The 15,267-nt window shown below is 42.5% G+C and carries 17 protein-coding genes and 2 pseudogenes; 6 read left to right on the plus strand and 13 right to left on the minus strand.

Features of this window, described 5'->3' with window-relative positions; genetic code table 11:
- Window positions 1–121: 121 nt before the first annotated feature.
- The 4 genes from QFZ77_RS35885 to QFZ77_RS35900 all read right to left on the minus strand — a co-directional run bounded on the left by QFZ77_RS35885 (window position 122) and on the right by QFZ77_RS35900 (window position 2,106).
- The gene (locus tag QFZ77_RS35885; protein ID WP_307448194.1) at window positions 122–892 is read right to left on the minus strand and encodes a GNAT family N-acetyltransferase; all 771 of its coding nucleotides are present in this window, start codon (window positions 890–892) and stop codon (window positions 122–124) included.
- Window positions 893–1,005: 113 nt separating this feature from the next.
- Window positions 1,006–1,224, minus strand: a complete 219-nt coding sequence (locus QFZ77_RS35890) for a hypothetical protein (RefSeq protein ID WP_307448197.1) — start codon at window positions 1,222–1,224, stop codon at window positions 1,006–1,008.
- The gene (locus QFZ77_RS35895; RefSeq protein WP_307448200.1) at window positions 1,203–1,379 is read right to left on the minus strand and encodes a hypothetical protein; all 177 of its coding nucleotides are present in this window, start codon (window positions 1,377–1,379) and stop codon (window positions 1,203–1,205) included. Before QFZ77_RS35895 ends, QFZ77_RS35890 begins: the two co-directional genes overlap by 22 nt.
- A gap of 265 nt (window positions 1,380–1,644) precedes the next feature.
- The gene (locus tag QFZ77_RS35900) at window positions 1,645–2,106 is read right to left on the minus strand and encodes a GNAT family N-acetyltransferase (protein ID WP_307448203.1); all 462 of its coding nucleotides are present in this window, start codon (window positions 2,104–2,106) and stop codon (window positions 1,645–1,647) included.
- Window positions 2,107–2,449: 343 nt separating this feature from the next.
- Here QFZ77_RS35900 and QFZ77_RS35905 point away from each other — a divergent pair, with 343 nt between their 5' ends.
- The gene (locus QFZ77_RS35905) at window positions 2,450–2,941 is read left to right on the plus strand and encodes a hypothetical protein (protein WP_307450086.1); all 492 of its coding nucleotides are present in this window, start codon (window positions 2,450–2,452) and stop codon (window positions 2,939–2,941) included.
- A 63-nt stretch (window positions 2,942–3,004) separates the two neighbouring features.
- Here the strand turns inward: QFZ77_RS35905 and QFZ77_RS35910 are convergent, their stop codons facing one another.
- From QFZ77_RS35910 to QFZ77_RS35920, 3 genes are all read right to left on the minus strand, one after another.
- Window positions 3,005–3,628 carry a class I SAM-dependent methyltransferase gene (locus QFZ77_RS35910; protein WP_307448206.1) on the minus strand — a complete coding sequence of 208 codons (624 nt, stop codon included), beginning with the start codon at window positions 3,626–3,628 and terminating at the stop codon, window positions 3,005–3,007.
- A gap of 161 nt (window positions 3,629–3,789) precedes the next feature.
- On the minus strand, window positions 3,790–4,641 hold the full coding sequence (locus QFZ77_RS35915; protein WP_307448209.1) for a DUF1835 domain-containing protein: 852 nt from the start codon (window positions 4,639–4,641) through the stop codon (window positions 3,790–3,792).
- Between the two features lie 361 nt (window positions 4,642–5,002).
- Complete coding sequence (locus QFZ77_RS35920; RefSeq protein ID WP_307448211.1) at window positions 5,003–5,344, minus strand: winged helix-turn-helix transcriptional regulator; 342 nt, start codon at window positions 5,342–5,344, stop codon at window positions 5,003–5,005.
- 266 nt (window positions 5,345–5,610) lie between these two features.
- On the opposite strand from QFZ77_RS35920, the gene QFZ77_RS35925 reads away from it, so the two are divergent.
- The 3 genes from QFZ77_RS35925 (at window position 5,611) to QFZ77_RS35935 (ending at window position 8,482) form a co-directional block, all read left to right on the plus strand.
- Entirely contained in the window at window positions 5,611–6,507 is an 897-nt protein-coding gene (locus QFZ77_RS35925) for an alpha/beta fold hydrolase (protein ID WP_307448214.1), read from the plus strand.
- A gap of 45 nt (window positions 6,508–6,552) precedes the next feature.
- A complete protein-coding gene (locus tag QFZ77_RS35930; protein ID WP_307448217.1) occupies window positions 6,553–7,062 on the plus strand; it encodes a dihydrofolate reductase family protein in 510 nt (169 codons plus the stop codon).
- A gap of 379 nt (window positions 7,063–7,441) precedes the next feature.
- Window positions 7,442–8,482 (plus strand): leucine-rich repeat domain-containing protein, encoded by a 1,041-nt coding sequence (locus QFZ77_RS35935; RefSeq protein WP_307448220.1) that lies wholly within the window; start codon window positions 7,442–7,444, stop codon window positions 8,480–8,482.
- 70 nt (window positions 8,483–8,552) lie between these two features.
- On the opposite strand, the gene QFZ77_RS35940 is transcribed toward QFZ77_RS35935, so the two are convergent.
- The 5 genes and pseudogenes from QFZ77_RS35940 to QFZ77_RS35960 form a co-directional block, all read right to left on the minus strand.
- Window positions 8,553–9,095: an AAA family ATPase gene (locus QFZ77_RS35940; RefSeq protein WP_307448223.1), complete on the minus strand. Its 543-nt coding sequence runs from the start codon at window positions 9,093–9,095 to the stop codon at window positions 8,553–8,555.
- Window positions 9,096–9,251: 156 nt separating this feature from the next.
- Window positions 9,252–10,007, minus strand: a pseudogene (locus QFZ77_RS35945) (Nif3-like dinuclear metal center hexameric protein).
- A 62-nt stretch (window positions 10,008–10,069) separates the two neighbouring features.
- On the minus strand, window positions 10,070–10,255 hold the full coding sequence (locus QFZ77_RS35950) for a hypothetical protein (RefSeq protein WP_307448226.1): 186 nt from the start codon (window positions 10,253–10,255) through the stop codon (window positions 10,070–10,072).
- A gap of 184 nt (window positions 10,256–10,439) precedes the next feature.
- Window positions 10,440–11,417 carry an aldo/keto reductase gene (locus QFZ77_RS35955; protein ID WP_307448229.1) on the minus strand — a complete coding sequence of 326 codons (978 nt, stop codon included), beginning with the start codon at window positions 11,415–11,417 and terminating at the stop codon, window positions 10,440–10,442.
- A gap of 61 nt (window positions 11,418–11,478) precedes the next feature.
- The gene (locus QFZ77_RS35960; protein ID WP_307448233.1) at window positions 11,479–12,660 is read right to left on the minus strand and encodes an MFS transporter; all 1,182 of its coding nucleotides are present in this window, start codon (window positions 12,658–12,660) and stop codon (window positions 11,479–11,481) included.
- A gap of 187 nt (window positions 12,661–12,847) precedes the next feature.
- Between QFZ77_RS35960 and QFZ77_RS35965 the strand changes: the two genes are divergently transcribed.
- Entirely contained in the window at window positions 12,848–13,768 is a 921-nt protein-coding gene (locus tag QFZ77_RS35965) for an AraC family transcriptional regulator (RefSeq protein ID WP_307448235.1), read from the plus strand.
- 67 nt (window positions 13,769–13,835) lie between these two features.
- Here the strand turns inward: QFZ77_RS35965 and QFZ77_RS35970 are convergent, their stop codons facing one another.
- Complete coding sequence (locus tag QFZ77_RS35970) at window positions 13,836–14,168, minus strand: branched-chain amino acid transporter permease (protein WP_307448237.1); 333 nt, start codon at window positions 14,166–14,168, stop codon at window positions 13,836–13,838.
- Between the two features lie 134 nt (window positions 14,169–14,302).
- Here QFZ77_RS35970 and QFZ77_RS35975 point away from each other — a divergent pair.
- A pseudogene (locus QFZ77_RS35975) lies at window positions 14,303–15,091 on the plus strand (aminotransferase class I/II-fold pyridoxal phosphate-dependent enzyme); the annotation flags it as partial.
- Between the last annotated feature and the right edge of the window lie 176 nt (window positions 15,092–15,267).

Here is a 15,267-nt window from a genome sequence, read left to right on the forward strand (position 1 = left end):
GATAAGTATGAAGAAATTGTTCCGCCAAGATAATTTGTTGCGGACGATCTATTTTCAAAACGTATTTTGCTTCGTTGTGTTCTGAAAGAACATTTTATTTTCCCCTTATTAATATACATTCTTAAGTTACTTTGATTTTCAATAGTCTGGTTTTCGTGACCATGCCCGCACTCTCCAGAGTCCTCTTAGAAGCTTCGTTATAATACCAACATCCACTTACAGGCTTAATACCCTGCTTATAACACCATTTCCTTAATTGTAAAATGATGACTCTCCCAATTCCTTGCTTTCTATATGCCTCATTAGTTAACATACCTATGCTTGCTAAACCTTCGAACATCTTAGACTTCTCAACTACTCCGATTCCAAGCAACACAGCACCTTTATAGTAGGTGAAGAGTTCTCCACTGGCAATCCGCCGTTCGTATTGGTCAAGAAAATCTCCACAGATTTGTTGTATTTGTTGCAGATCTTCTAAATTAGCAGGGCCAAATGATTCATCACCTGAAACATTACTCACTATTATGTCTGCTTGATTATCTTGGAAAAAGTAAGCTTGTTTGTTGATCGTGAAGTCCTTATCTACCGCTAGGCTTACAAATAGTTCATCGCAGGTCGGAACGAAAAGAGAGTTCACTGTATTACGTTCAAGCACTTGGCTAAACATCTTCTGCGAGTGCATTTGGTAGGGGCGGCTGATGTAGAATTGGGTAAGAAGTTCGTTATTGTAAATAGCATAGTAACCTACTACTTTCGATCCCTCTTGGATCATGTAAAAAGTCGATGCTAGAATATGCTCCTCCAAGAAGGAATCAAAAGGTGAAGATAGCCCGTGGATATATTCTTCAATAAGATATTGAATTTCATTGATAAGACATTCTTTTGTAATCATCCCAAGCCATCCTTTCATGAGCGACTATTATTAATTCCATAGTAAATGATGCATTTCATAAATTAAAGGGAAAGTATTATAGAGTAGGGGACTGGTTTCCCAGTCCTCCCTCATCAAACCGTACGAGCAGTTTTCCCGCATACGGCTTTCCGATGTTCTTCACCCAGCGCAGTATTGCTGCCCCAAGCACTGACTCGTTTCAGTCCCATACGACCGAGTATCTCGGTGACCCTTCTCGGGTGCAGTTGGTCTCGCTTGTGCTTTTTGTTCCAGTACAGTGTCAGTCTACGAATAATATGCCAGTCAACTTTTAATAGAAATTTGTTCGACATGCCTTCTTCATCACCTTTTTGGATGGAATACTTCGCAAGTCATAAAATTTCCCCGTCTTAAACAATTTCGGCATGCGGCGGTGATGAAATCCGAGAAAGTCGAATCCCTCTTTATCCAACCACAGGTTCACAAGCTTAGACTTGTCCGTATTCATTGTCAATTCCACCCGAAGGCAACTGCTCCTCCAAGTGCATTTCGAGATGTTCTTATTTTTCCTTTTTCCAGCCTTCTTTTAACCAATCGTAAAGTTCTAGTGATTTTGCACGAAACTTATTCGAATCGTTACTTAGAACGACTTCTTTTTTTGCGGGGGTGCACGCCTTTGAACAGTGGAATAAATAAAGAGCGGTTGCCGAAGCAACCGCTCTTTCGTTCCCATTAATTAAAGGAAAATGGGATTCCCCCTGATTTTATAGCTTTTATATTTCCTTCATTTTCTTTTTAAAGTTGGACATAAATAAACCTTTAGTTACTTCCATTTTTCCAATTTCACTAAATCCCTGGTCAATATATAAGTTTTTAGCTGGGGTATTATTGGCTCCCGTTGAAACAATGATCTCATGAATATGATTTTCAACCTTTTCTATGAACTGTAATAGTATTCTCCCGATTCCTTTTCGAAAGTGATTAGGGGCAACCATTAAACGATGAATGTCCAAAGTTTTTTCTTCTATCTTATAAGATATAACTCCTGCTAATTCGTCATTAATATAATAACCAAAAAAATTCTCGCCACTCTGTTGAAGATTTTCAATATTTTCCCTCAATGGTGGTAAATCAAAAAAATTAATCAGTTGAGCTTCAACTTGGTATGATGGGATTTGGACATTTAGAACACTTTGAGCCATTTCTTTGTTGCTAATATCTATATTTCTAATCATATGTACACTCCTTTATTTCACTATACCAAAATTTTTCCAAAACATTCAACTTTGGAGGCAACTACATGATAATAGGCAACCGTATTACATTGCTGCGGGAAGAACCAGGTTTGGCTCAAAAAGAGTTGGCTTGCAAAGGCGAAATATTAGAACACAAATTTGGGTGCCCTGCGTTTGTTCCCTTCTTTTCCACTCTAGGCATCACATCTTTTTTAACTACCCGACAGATATCCCTTACGGATTCTTGATGTGGACATATACTTAAGAAAACCCGATGGGGAGGATGCATGTGGTTATGAAATCAGACCGACTCACGATTATTATAGAAAAAGGTAATAAACGCATGATCGCAAGAACGCCGATCACTGGAATTGACAAGCTGGTGTTCGTCGTAAACCATCAATTTACCAACGCCCCCAACACGACGCAAATTGCAAGCGGTGCAGGCCGCAGCAGCGCTGCTGGCAACAACGCCGCTATTAAATCCCCGAATACGCAGCAGCAACAGAGCGTCGGGGCCGGAGGAACAGCTAAGAACAAATGGTTGAAGGGCGCCAATGGCGGACTTTATCATGGTAATACCCGGCCCGGAACGCGTCGTTGCGGCAAAGAAATTGTCATTGTCCTTAATGATCAGATCGTCAAGCTTCCCAGAAATGCCGCTAACGCCTCGGCTACCCAGGTGGCAAGCGGAGGCGGAAGATACAGTACGAGCGGGACTAACTCTGCAATTGAAAGTGCAGGAACCAAACAGCAGCACGCTGTCGGTGGAGGCGGAACTGCTTTGAATAAATGGATTAGCAAGGGCAGGAAGAAAAGAGGAGCACCCGCTTAGTAAGCTCCTCTACTCTCGTTTCTCTTTAGTTTAATCGCTTTTTACAACACAAATGCCTACTCTTTACTGGTTAACCATCGGTTTGTCCCAGGAAATTAGGTAACGGTAATAGAAACGGCGTCGGATAATTGCCCCTGGAAGCACCTCATGTGCCGCTTGGCGAATCTCGATTAATGACTCTTTAGGATCTGCAATCCGAACACTCGGATCTTGCATCCCGCCATGAAGTCGGTCCATGACACGGATTGGGAGAACAAGAAGTCCGGAGATGACAAAATCCATAATAGATTTGTCAGCTGCTATACCAACTATGAGGAGCCGCCCGCCAGGTGCGAGAACTTGGCGCATTTTTAACAGTGCGCTTCTCAATTCCATATGGTGCAAAGTCGCTACACAGATGACCGTAGAATAACGTTCCTCTTGAGAAGGGACTGGCATGGCGAGGAAGTCACCGTTTACGAGCGACACATTTGATGTTGCAGCAAATCGCATTTGCGCACGCTCAATAACTTTCGTATCGGGGTCGATACCGATAACTTGTTGAGCGAAAGGCGCAAGGCGTTGAAGTAGTAATCCGTCACCACACCCGATGTCGAGCACTCGTCCGCCGCGTACCTTTGCGTTTTCAACTAACTCTTCGTGAAATGCAGTATTGTGATTCCAATATTTCTCCATTGCTATATTCACTCCCTTACTCTTTCGATCGTAGATTATACCTCAAGCCTCTCAGTATAGACACTTTAATTATTACAAAGTTTCATTTTTGGGTATTTTATCCACGAGATAACTTTAAGTACCTATCCTGCCAGTTAGCTTAATAAAAACAAGGAGCAACTGCAATAGCAGATCTACTCCTTGTTTTGTTCAACTATAGTTTCCGAAGTTTCCGACTTAAATCTATGAATCCATAATGGCTTAAGCATATACAAACGCATAGAAGCGAGAGATCCCTGGTATGTAAACACATTCCTTTGTATTAAGCAACGAATTCGCCACTCGATGAACCCATCGTCAATTCGCTGTTTCTGACTTACAGCATAGAAAAAACCATCGCTTTTAAGATGAAATTTTTCCGGAGAAATTCTTTTAGCTCTGTCTATTATTTCCCGGTCAAAATAATCTACGGGGACCGTTTCGACTTGACGGGTCTTACGTATTCTAAGGATGCCGTTGTCCTCAAGGAGCTGTTTCCAATTCGTTACATATCGATCCCAAACATGCGGGGTAATAACTTTCGCATCTTCCATTAGCGGAAACAATTTCTCTGGTGAGACTTCTCCAGTAGAGCGTGGTCTGAACTTGCCATATCTCTTGTAATAAGCTTGGGAAACGCTGACAAACGATACAGGAATTGAATATGGCAAATTAGCCAATAAACACATAAAACCTGTTTGTTCTGTTGAGCTGTCGCCCACCCAAAATAAGAGCGAGTCATCATCAGTGAGTAAACTCGCCCATCCGCTGAAATTTTTATATGAATCACGCAGATATGGAATATATTCGGTTTTGTCTTCTTCATTTAAAATTTGCTCCCACCAATTAAGGCGAAATGATTGAACACTATCCAGAAATATATTTCCAAGCGGACCCAACATTAAGTCATCTTCCATAGCTATGATTTGTTCAGTTATTTGATTTATTTTAAATGCTTGTCTAAGCGTTCCACGGGTTGATGCCCCAAAAACAATATGAGTCCTCATTAATATTTCCTCCAAACGGATGACATGGTTTATTTCTCATTATATCCGTTTTAATCCGAATAATAGTCGTTGAAGTAATCTGCCCGTCGTTAATAGCATTTTTTTTCCTATTTGAACTGCTTATATTTTTAATGAATTCAGATATTTGGTCTATACCCTCCATCCAAAAACCATAACAAGCTGTTGCATCTCCCTCAGGCGATGTGACATGCGTCTTTTCGGCTGTTACTTTTCTTCCAGAAACGCAACTTCTTCAGGTGTTAACTTAATTGAAAGAGCCTACCGCATTTTCGAGATGAGCGGAGGCTATCGTGTCAATCATTAGGTCCGCTCCCAATCAGTGCTTCTGTTACATTCACATCTATGCCATCTCTTCCGCCCCACGCTCGGCACTTATGCCATTTTCCTGAACCCATGCCCACATAGCCGCAAAAATAGGCTGCAGATTCCACCCTCGCTCAGTTAGCTCATATTCGACGTGCAGGGGCACACCGGGGTACTGCGTGCGCGTTATAATCCCCTTCTCCTCCAGCACCCGCAGTCGATCCGTTAACGTCTTCGGGCTAATCGGGTGTAGCTTTCGCCGCAGCTCTCCAAATCGCTTGGTGCCGACAAACAACTCTAGCAGAAGAGGAAGGGTCCACTTACCATCCAAGATTTCCAGCAAAGGATCAATGGCTTCGATACAAGAGCGATCCAACATTGACGTTTCCTCCATAGTTCATTTTTTGAAACTACTGCACTTTATTGTAACTACTTTTCAAATATACCACAGTGTTGTAGTCTTATTGAAGAGCCGAAACACAAAATTCTACTTCATATCGATATCAACCCCTGAGTGGTGCGCGCAACCGGGGCGCTCAATCGATATTAACAGGACTTTGAATCACATCAATAATCTGAATATTTAGATAACTATTCAATACGATTTAAACGCTGCTTGAAACAATCGGCAGATTGGAGGCATAAATGCAAAGACCGTTTGATGTAGATGCATCGGAGTATCCGTTCAAGGACCACTGGATGCCTTATGGCGATGGCATGATTCATTACGTTGACGAGGGGCAGGGGCCTGTCATTCTTCTCCTACACGGAAACCCCACCTGGTCGTATCTTTACCGGAACGTCATCAAAGAATTGAGCGGCGAATGCCGTCTGATTGCATTGGATTATCCGGGACTCGGAATGTCACGAGCTCCTTCCGATTATGGCTATACGCCGAAGGAGCATTCTGAGGCTGTCACCGAATTCATCCGGCGACTGGATCTCAAAGACTTCGTACTAGTAGTCCAAGATTGGGGAGGCCCGATCGGATTCAACTACGCCGTAAGGCACCGTGAGAACCTGCGCGGAGTTGTCGTGATGAATACCTGGGCATGGCCGGCCACGCTCCCTGCGATGAAGCTATTCTCGTTTGCCATGGGCGGATGGCCCTTCGGATATTGGCTGCAGACAAGGCGAAACTTCTTCGCCAAGAAGATTGTCCCGCATGGGATCTATCATTCCGACAAAATCACGGATATCTTGAGAAAGGCTTACACCGATCCATTCCCAACCCCAAAATCCCGGAAACCGACATGGGTATTCCCAAGGCAGATCCGAAAAGCGCGTCCGTGGCTCGCGGAAATCGAGGCGAAACTGCCGGTTCTATCCAATTTGCCAGCACAGATTCTGTGGGGGATGAAGGATAGCGCGGGCTTTCCACCCGAAGAGATGGCTAAATGGCAAGGTTATTTGAAATCGAACGAAACCGAGTCGTTAGACGATGCCTCCCACTACGTGCAGGAAGATCGGCCCGACCGGGTGGTCGCATCCATCCGCAGAGTCCTTGAACGGACATCGCAGCAATCAAGAAAGCTAGGCTGAACTATAATCACCATTTATTTTCATCGACTATTAGGAGGCTATCCAATGAAAACAATTCTATGGGCAACACTAACAGGCAATGGCAACTACGCGCAATCGAGTCCGAATAATCCCCCAAAAAAGGAAGCGCTCGGCGATTTTGCGGCACAAGTTCAAGCAGCTGGTAATTTCATTGTCGGAAGACGTACGTTTGAAGGGATGTTGGCGAGCGGAGGCGAGGGTGCTTTTACCGGCATGGATATCGTCGTCGTATCGGCAAGCGTGAAAGAAATTCCCGGTGTGACGGTTGTCGGCTCGCCGCTCGAAGCCTTGAGCTACCTGCAGGATAAAGGCTATCAAACCGCCCTCATCTCGGGGGGCGCGGACCTTCACAATGCTTTTCTGGGTCAAGGGCTTGTTGACGAGCTCATATTCAATATCGCGCCGGTACTGGAAGGGAAGGGGCTCAATCTATTGATTGACACGGAGAAGTACCAATACAAAGAAGTGGAATTGTTGAACTTCAAATCACTCGGCAGCGGCGTCGTTCAATTGCACTATGCGATTGGTCATTAAAACGGCAGCCAGGTAGATCGCACCAAACGTATGAGTGGGGCAATTGAGCTATGATCAAATCTTTACGGTTCAACGAGGCCGTCGATCGTTTCCGCGGCAGCCTCGTTGTATATTTAATATGAACTAACGTTCTCCGTTAGCCATCCATGCATCTCTTCCACTGCACCACAGAGCATGAAAGTTAATCAGTTCTTTCATGGTAGTTGAGCGACCGTTATTAGTACTTGTCGGTTGCAGATAAGGGGTATACACTTCTAAGCGATAATGGGGTAAATTTGAGCGGTACAATAACATGCGTATTCCAGTATATGGTATAATGAATTGCGATTTACATTCATTTATACTATGTTTCCTGATACTTAAACACAAGAGGTGCCATATGTTCACTCAAATTTCTAATGATAGAGTTGATATTCATAATTCGTTAAATCAAGAAGAAGTAAAATCTCTGGCAGCTGATAACTCTTTAAAAGTTGTTCAATTCTCTAATGAAGTTGACCCTGCAACTTTCCGATTACTTAATGATTTATTATTTTCCGTCAGAAATGATATTTGTCTTCGTGCATATGGATTTTACAGCTCTACTTGCGATTTAAGCTTTATTTCTTCTTTAACAAATCTCAAGCGATTTTCAGCAGACTGTTTAATGGACGCAAAAGGTATGCATAATTTAGTCCATTTGAGAAATTTGAAGGAGTTAGGGATAGGTATATATAAACTTGAAAACTTCGACTTTCTAAATGGAGTTCCAGACACTTTAGAACGATTATTTCTAGGAGCAACAAAATCAAAGAAACCCGACTTAGTTCCTTTATCAAGGTTTACAATGCTAAGGAAAATCTATATAGAAGGACAACATAAAAATATAGATGTTCTCAGGGGCCTAACAAATTTGGAAGATGTAACATTGAGGTCGATAACAACACCAGATTTGAATTACTTAGTCCCGTTAAAGAAGATGTGGTCCTTGGATATAAAGCTCGGGGGGATTAATAATTTTTCAGCAATAGAAGGTTTAACGAATATTAAATATCTTGAACTGTGGCAGATTAGAGGGTTATCAGATGTTGGGTTTATTTCCACATTGAACGGTTTACAAAACCTCTTTTTACAATCTTTACCTAACATTGAAAAGTTGCCTTCGTTCGATAACTTAAAAAACTTAAGGAAGATATCTCTGGAAAATATGAAAGGTCTTAAGGATGTTAGCAACTTAGAATCGGCACCTGCATTAGAGGAATTCATCCATTTATCTGCAAACAACATGCAACCAGAAGATTATATTGATGTCTTGAAAAAAACTTCTCTTAAACGAATATCATGTGTATTTGGCAGCGATAGAAAAAATAATAGGTTTGATGAAATAAAAAAAGAATTTAATAAAGTTTCATCTGAATGGTCAAAGTTTATTTATAAATAATTCCTACAGAATAAGAGCTTGGGAAAGTAGTCCAAAGCTAACTTTGAACTGCATATCCACTGGCAATCCATCACGCTCTACTCCCGTTACTTAAATGAACAAAAAAAGAAACATTAACAGTTTCATCAGGGGTCAATTCAGATGAATCCAACCACATTCCGATTCGTGGTGTTTCATTTCGCAACAGACTATCCAATCCTTCAACGGTCCAAACACCATATCCTTTTTTAATACGGGCAGATTCCCTTAGTATGACAACTGACGAGTTTGGACAAAGAACCACTACATAAAAAGGTCGGCTTTGGATATAGGATATAAAATCATTCAACATTGGTCCAATCACGACGTCTTGAACTACTACTGTAAAGCCTACTTGAAAATAGGCATCCGCGGACTGCGCGGCAAGCCGATATCGTAGACGCAATTGGTTCAATTCATCACTTCCGGCATCTGGGTGAACCTCTTTGCGGTTATTAACAATCATTCTCCGGAAAATATCTCCCCGCAAATGAACCGATTTCTCGAACCGTTCGGAAAGCAACTGTGCTACCGTTGATTTCCCACTCGCCATTATTCCGGTAATTAAAATAATGCTAGGACGTTCTGTCAACATTGAGTCATCGCTTCTTTCTTCTTTTTACCAAATATTATAAGGGTAATAAACCAACTGATTTAAGGGTGAGTTTAAATAAATTTGATTATTCCATCTTCTGCCTGTTACTTTAATGAAAAAAGCAGACCGCCGCTGTGCCTGCTAGGTTTAATGGTATTATTCAAAATGGTCTTCGAACAATTCGATAGTTTCAATATGATTAAACTTTTTTTTGATCTGCTCAACCAAAGATCTTACTCCAAATATTTCAGTAAATGTATGACTCCCAACTATTAAATTCATTCCTACATATTGAGCATATTGTACCGTGTATAATGTTTTTTCTCCGGTTAGGTATGCATCGCAGCCCAATTTTACTGCGTCAAGGATATTTTTCGTTGAGTTTCCTGCTCCCGTAATAATCCCCAATTTACTAATTCGTTTCTCTGTATGCTTCCATTATTTAACATCTTCATTTAAGACGTCTGTTACCCTTTCACACAATTCCTCGAACGTTAATGAGTCATTGAACACGCCGACTCCCGGTACACTCCTACCTTCATCATGATAGGAAGTTTGGATAATTTGGTTGACCTTTAATAATTCAAAAAGTGAATTACACGTACCAAAGTCAGCATAATCAAGCGGTAAATGAACGAAGTAATGACCGATTTGAAAATGCTTCAATAGACCATGGCATTCTTCTTTCATCCCGAATATGAAATCCCAAGCATCATGATGCGTAATGATTAAATCCACCTTTTTATCAGCAGCTTGACGTACAATATCAGGTGTAATATTCGTTGCGAAACCAATTCTGCTAATTACCTGTGGGCCAAAATTGTATAATGTGTATTCTTCTCCTTCATCAAATGTCTTTAATAAGTCTCCAAAGAGCAAGTGGGTGGTCTCAATAAATTGATCACTCTGCATTCAAATACACCACCTTATATTTTTTTTGAATACTTTCTCTAAAATTTCCCATTTTCCTGCTATCAACCGATAGCCACCATACTCTGTTCAATGTCCCATGATTTAGATAATTTTGTCCACATATCAATATAAACTGGTTTATAGCCATCTGCATTCATAGGGGCAAAATGACAAACTTGGTGGGAAACATCTTCTATAATTTCAGAATTTTCACTAATGGCATCCGAGTAGATTTTATCGTATTCCACGACCTCATGAGGTGAAAACCTTAGTAAAGAAGATTGATAAAATAAAAGTCCCATAAGCACTGAAACGAATTTATTTTCTCCTGTATCTTAATAAAAATAAGGAGCAGCTGCCAATGGCAGAACTGCTCCTTATTTGTGTTCAACTAAAGTTTTCCGTAGTATTTTCTATGATGAAGCATCTAGTTTAGATTCCGTATATCTGATGCGGTACATAAGGCTCCTCTAGGCTCACAATTTCGTTTGAATCCAGCTTCACCGATAACGCAGCAACTGCATCCTCCAGATGATTAAGCTTTGTTGCGCCGATGATCGGCGCCGTTACCGGCTCCTTTTGCAGTACCCACGCAAGCGCGACTTGCGCACGAGGAATGCCCCGCTTGGCGGCAACTTCGGCAACTTTCTCCACGATCTTGCGATCGGCGTCTACCATTGCCGCAACTAGCCTTTGTCCGGCTTCGTCTATCTCTGAACGGGCTGTCTTTTCATCCCAATCTCGGGTTAGCCGACCTTTAGCAAACGGACTCCATGGGATGACACCGATTCCCTCTGAGCGGCAAAGCGGCAGCATCTCCCTCTCTTCTTCCCTATACATTAAATTCAATAAATTCTGCATGGAGACAAACCGGGTCCAACCGTTACGTTCGGCGACATGCTGCGCTTTCAAGAACTGCCAAGCATACATCGAGGATGCTCCTATATACCTTGCCTTACCTGCCTTTACTACGTCATGGAGTGCCTCCATCGTCTCTTCTATAGGCGTAGTGTTATCGAAACGGTGGATCTGGTACAAATCGACGTAATCCGTACCCAGCCGTCTTAGGCTGTTATCAATTTCGCTCATGATTGCCTTGCGGGAAAGTCCCGCGCCATTCGGACCCGGGTGCATGCGGAAGTATACCTTTGTCGCAATGACGACCTCATCACGACGGGCGAATTCCTTCAATGCACGTCCGACAATTTCCTCACTTGTTCCGTCAGAGTATACATTCGCAGTATCGAAGAAGTTAATGCCTAATTCTAGCGCTTTTTTAATGAATGGCCTACTTTCCTCTTCATTCAGCGACCATGGAGCGATTCCGCGTTCGGGTACCCCATAACTCATGCAACCAAGGCATAATCGTGAAACTTCTAAACCGGTGCGGCCAAGTTTTACATACTCCATATAATCGATACACTCCTTAGTTTTACTATTTTTTTCACTGTTTCAACGTTGTGCAGCTGCGTCAATTTGTTTCGGAGGGAAGAGTACCGGTGTTCAGAGGGCTAAGCCCTTTGTTTTTCAACAAACGTTTTACAAAGAAAGTGAATAGCAACAAGGAAAACGCGACCGACACAGCGCTGACCGTAAACAATAGCTGGTAGCTCGTGTATTGGGAGACCCAGCCTAGCATGATTGCACCTAGCCCGATGCCGAGGTCGGTAGCAGTCAATAAAGAAGCAGTGGCAACCCCTTTACGGTCCGGGTGAGCAAGACGTATCGTTGCCGCTTGAAGAGCCGGATGCACGGAACCGAAACCGATACCGTACAGAACCGCCGAAACGAGCACGCCGAACAATCCGGTCGAAAAGCTCAAGGTAATCAAAGCCGAAATCGTAATCACAAGGGCCGGTACAATGACATACGTCTCGCCATGCCGGTCCGAAAGTTTTCCCGCAATGGGACGGATCAGGGCAAGCGTTGCAGCATAGGCCAGAAAGAACGCGCCGGGATTGACCTTGATCGAGTTAGCAAAAAGCGGGACAAAGGTGGTAATGCCACCATAAGCGATAGCATGAAAAAAGCACGATGCCGTGACGGGCAAGACCGATTTTTCAAAAAATTCGATTCTCCTTGCACCAGATTTCGGCCGGAAAGGCATTTTTGCACCAAACGTCAAGAGCAGCGCTGCGGCAGAGAGGAGGACGGCGAATAGAAACAGAGCGTGGTACGACAGGTTCTGTGTAACCCAGATGCCGAATATCGGGCCGACCGCCATAGCCATGGTCGTGGCCGTGCCAAACCACCCCATGCCTTCTCCACGGCGGGCCGACGGGATCATATCCGCAATTGCCGTGTAAACGGCGGTTGTGGAAACCGCCCAGCTCATCCCGTGCAACATTCTGAGCACCATCAAAACGAAGATTCCACCGATCCAGTCATACATATACATCCCCAAGGTGAAGAGAAGCAGCCCCCAGACGATAAACGGACGCCTGCCAAACCGATCCAGCAGCACGCCGACGATCGGGCGAAAAATAACGGCAGTCAGCATAAACGCGCCCGCTGCCAGTCCGACCTGCGTTTCGTTGCCGCCCATCTGTTTGATGAACAGCGGTAGCGTCGGATACAGCGAATAAAATCCGGTGAATAGGAAAAACATCCCTACCGTCATGAGAATAAACGGCTTCGTCCATAGGCGTTCCACTTTCATTCCTCCTCAAGTTCTATCAAGAACTCTTGTGTGTTAAAGGGCGTAACCTTATTATGCAATAAATGAAAAAAAGACCGTTATCTCATTTGTCTTAAATGATTGCCTAATCCTCTCACTACCACTAACACCACAGACGTATATGCCTTATAATTGAAAAAGATAAAACAATAAGGAGGAGCCTATGTCTGAGGAAATACTAAAACAGCAGGATGAGCTCGCCAAACTGATAGAACCTCATTCGGGTCAGGACGGAGTTTACGAGACCGTTATCCCATCTTTATTTTTTATTCGCTACTCTAATGTGACCGAGCCAGTCTACAGAGTTTACAAGCCTTCCTTATGTTTCATAGCTCAAGGTTTGAAAGAGATATTGCTGGCACAGGAGCGTTTTGAATATGGTCCTGCCAACTACCTTATTTCATCCATGAACTTACCGGTGATCGGCCAGGTCATAAAAGCTTCTTTCGACGCTCCGTATTTGAGTTTCAAACTTGAATTTACACAAAGTCAAATTTTAGAGGTTTTAAATGACTCTGAAATTCAAATCACCCCGAAAGAAAATGCTAAGCGAGCTATGTTTGTCGGTCAGATAGAGCTGCCTATACTGGATGCGATACTCAGATTAGCTCGTTTGCTAGATAATCCCAAAGACATTCCGTACCTTGCTCCCATCTACACAAGGGAAATTCTATATAGGCTTCTGCAAGGGCAGTATGGAGTTGCGCTGGCACAAATCGCAATGGAAGGAAGCAGCATCTATCGAATCAGGGACGCTATCGAACAAATTATCAATGACTGTGATAAGCCTTTACGAATTGAAGAGCTTGCCGAAATAGCCAGTATGAGTATTTCTTCGTTTCACAGACACTTCAAAGAGGTAACCGCTATGAGCCCTATTCAGTTCCAAAAACAGCTGCGATTGCAGGAAGCACGACGCCTATTATTATCCGAGTCAGCGGATGCCGCTGATGTCGCATTCCGGGTAGGCTATGAAAGTGCATCCCAATTCAGTCGCGAATATTCTCGTATGTTTGGTTCTCCTCCCAGAGCAGACATAAAGCGTCTGAAGGAAAAATATGACCAAAGACTAAACGTAAGATGATCCTGCCCAGCGAGGGCAAATTAATCCGTCAAAACGCGATTGGGTAGTCCCATTGAGAGACGACTATCTAAAATAAAAATTGAATTAAAAACATATAGATGAGAGTACCACTTGCAATTGACAAAAACATATTTCTCTTCCAAATATGGAGCAAAGCAACTAGAACAATAGAAATCAGTTCGGGTACTCCGTGGTTACCGGATAAAAATTTGACATCTTTGATACTATAGACAACCAGTAACCCTAGCGCTGCTGAGGGCAATACTTTGCCTAGATACTGCACATAACTTGGTGTGGGTCGACCTGAAGGAAAAATAATAAATGGAATAAATCTTGTCATCATGGTTCCCAAAACAACCATTCCAATCGTAATCATTCGCTCTATTAAAGTCATTGACATGTTCGTTCACCTGTTTTCTTTAGCTGCATTCTCATCAAAGTAAGTACGAAGAGAATGACGATCATGGAAGGGAGGATAAAGTTACCACTGTTAAAAATGAAAAGGCATAAAAGTGATAGTCCTAGACCCAATAAGCAAATTTTATTGAGATTTCGAAAATGTTTCGTATTAAGTTAGTTCCAATTCCCGGTGACGAGTGCGGAATGCTGCCGGATGAACTTGAAACTCAGTGCCTTCAACTGGAAGTACATGGCGTTTTTTTGATGCCTTCTTGTTCTAATCCCACTACTGTAATGATTTCAGAAAACCGCAAAAAAGAATTAGCTGCTATAATTCGTAAGCATAATTTGATTTTAATTGAAGATGACATTTACGCCTTTTTGACGGCTGGTATTATAGCCGATTATGATCAGCCGATGTTTCAGCTCATCCCAGAACAAACTGTCTATATCTGCAGTACCTCCAAGTCAATCTGTTCAGGGCTCCGAGTGGCATATATTGTGTTTAGCGATGCTTTTAAAGAGAAGATTATTAAGGCAATTTTTAATATCAATGTCAAGACATCTTCATTGGATGCCGAGATCATAACCGAACTTATTTTATCTGGAAAAGCAAATGCAATTGTTGAGGAAAAAAAACAGCTAGCACAATCTGCAAATCATATATATTCAGAGTTTTTTTCACAGTCTTTCCACACTAGTCATCCACTGAGTTTTTATAGTTGGCTTCCCATCTCGGACAATGGCGATGGATCACGGATGGAGAGTGCCTTTCTTCAGAAAGGAATTCGTGTTTTTCACTCAAATCGCTTTCTATGTGGAGCCAATACGCAGGATAAGTTTTTGCGAATAGCACTTGCGTCCACAAACTCTTTGGACGAATTAAAAAGAGGATTGGAGATCTTAAAAGGAAATCTCAGGTAAAATAATGACGGTTTAAACCAGTTAGTAGGTTTTCTAGTTCCCATTGACGGTAAATCTATTTTTTCGTTAATGACTTCATAATGTTCTTGACGCCTCTCGATCTGTTCGAACCCCTGGCTATCGCATGAATCAGACCGTTTTTCTCGTAGTAACGCAAGTTGTTGCAACTCCAAAAA

It is taken from the genome of Paenibacillus sp. V4I3 (assembly GCF_030817215.1).
In the GTDB taxonomy this organism is placed as follows: domain Bacteria; phylum Bacillota; class Bacilli; order Paenibacillales; family NBRC-103111; genus Paenibacillus_E.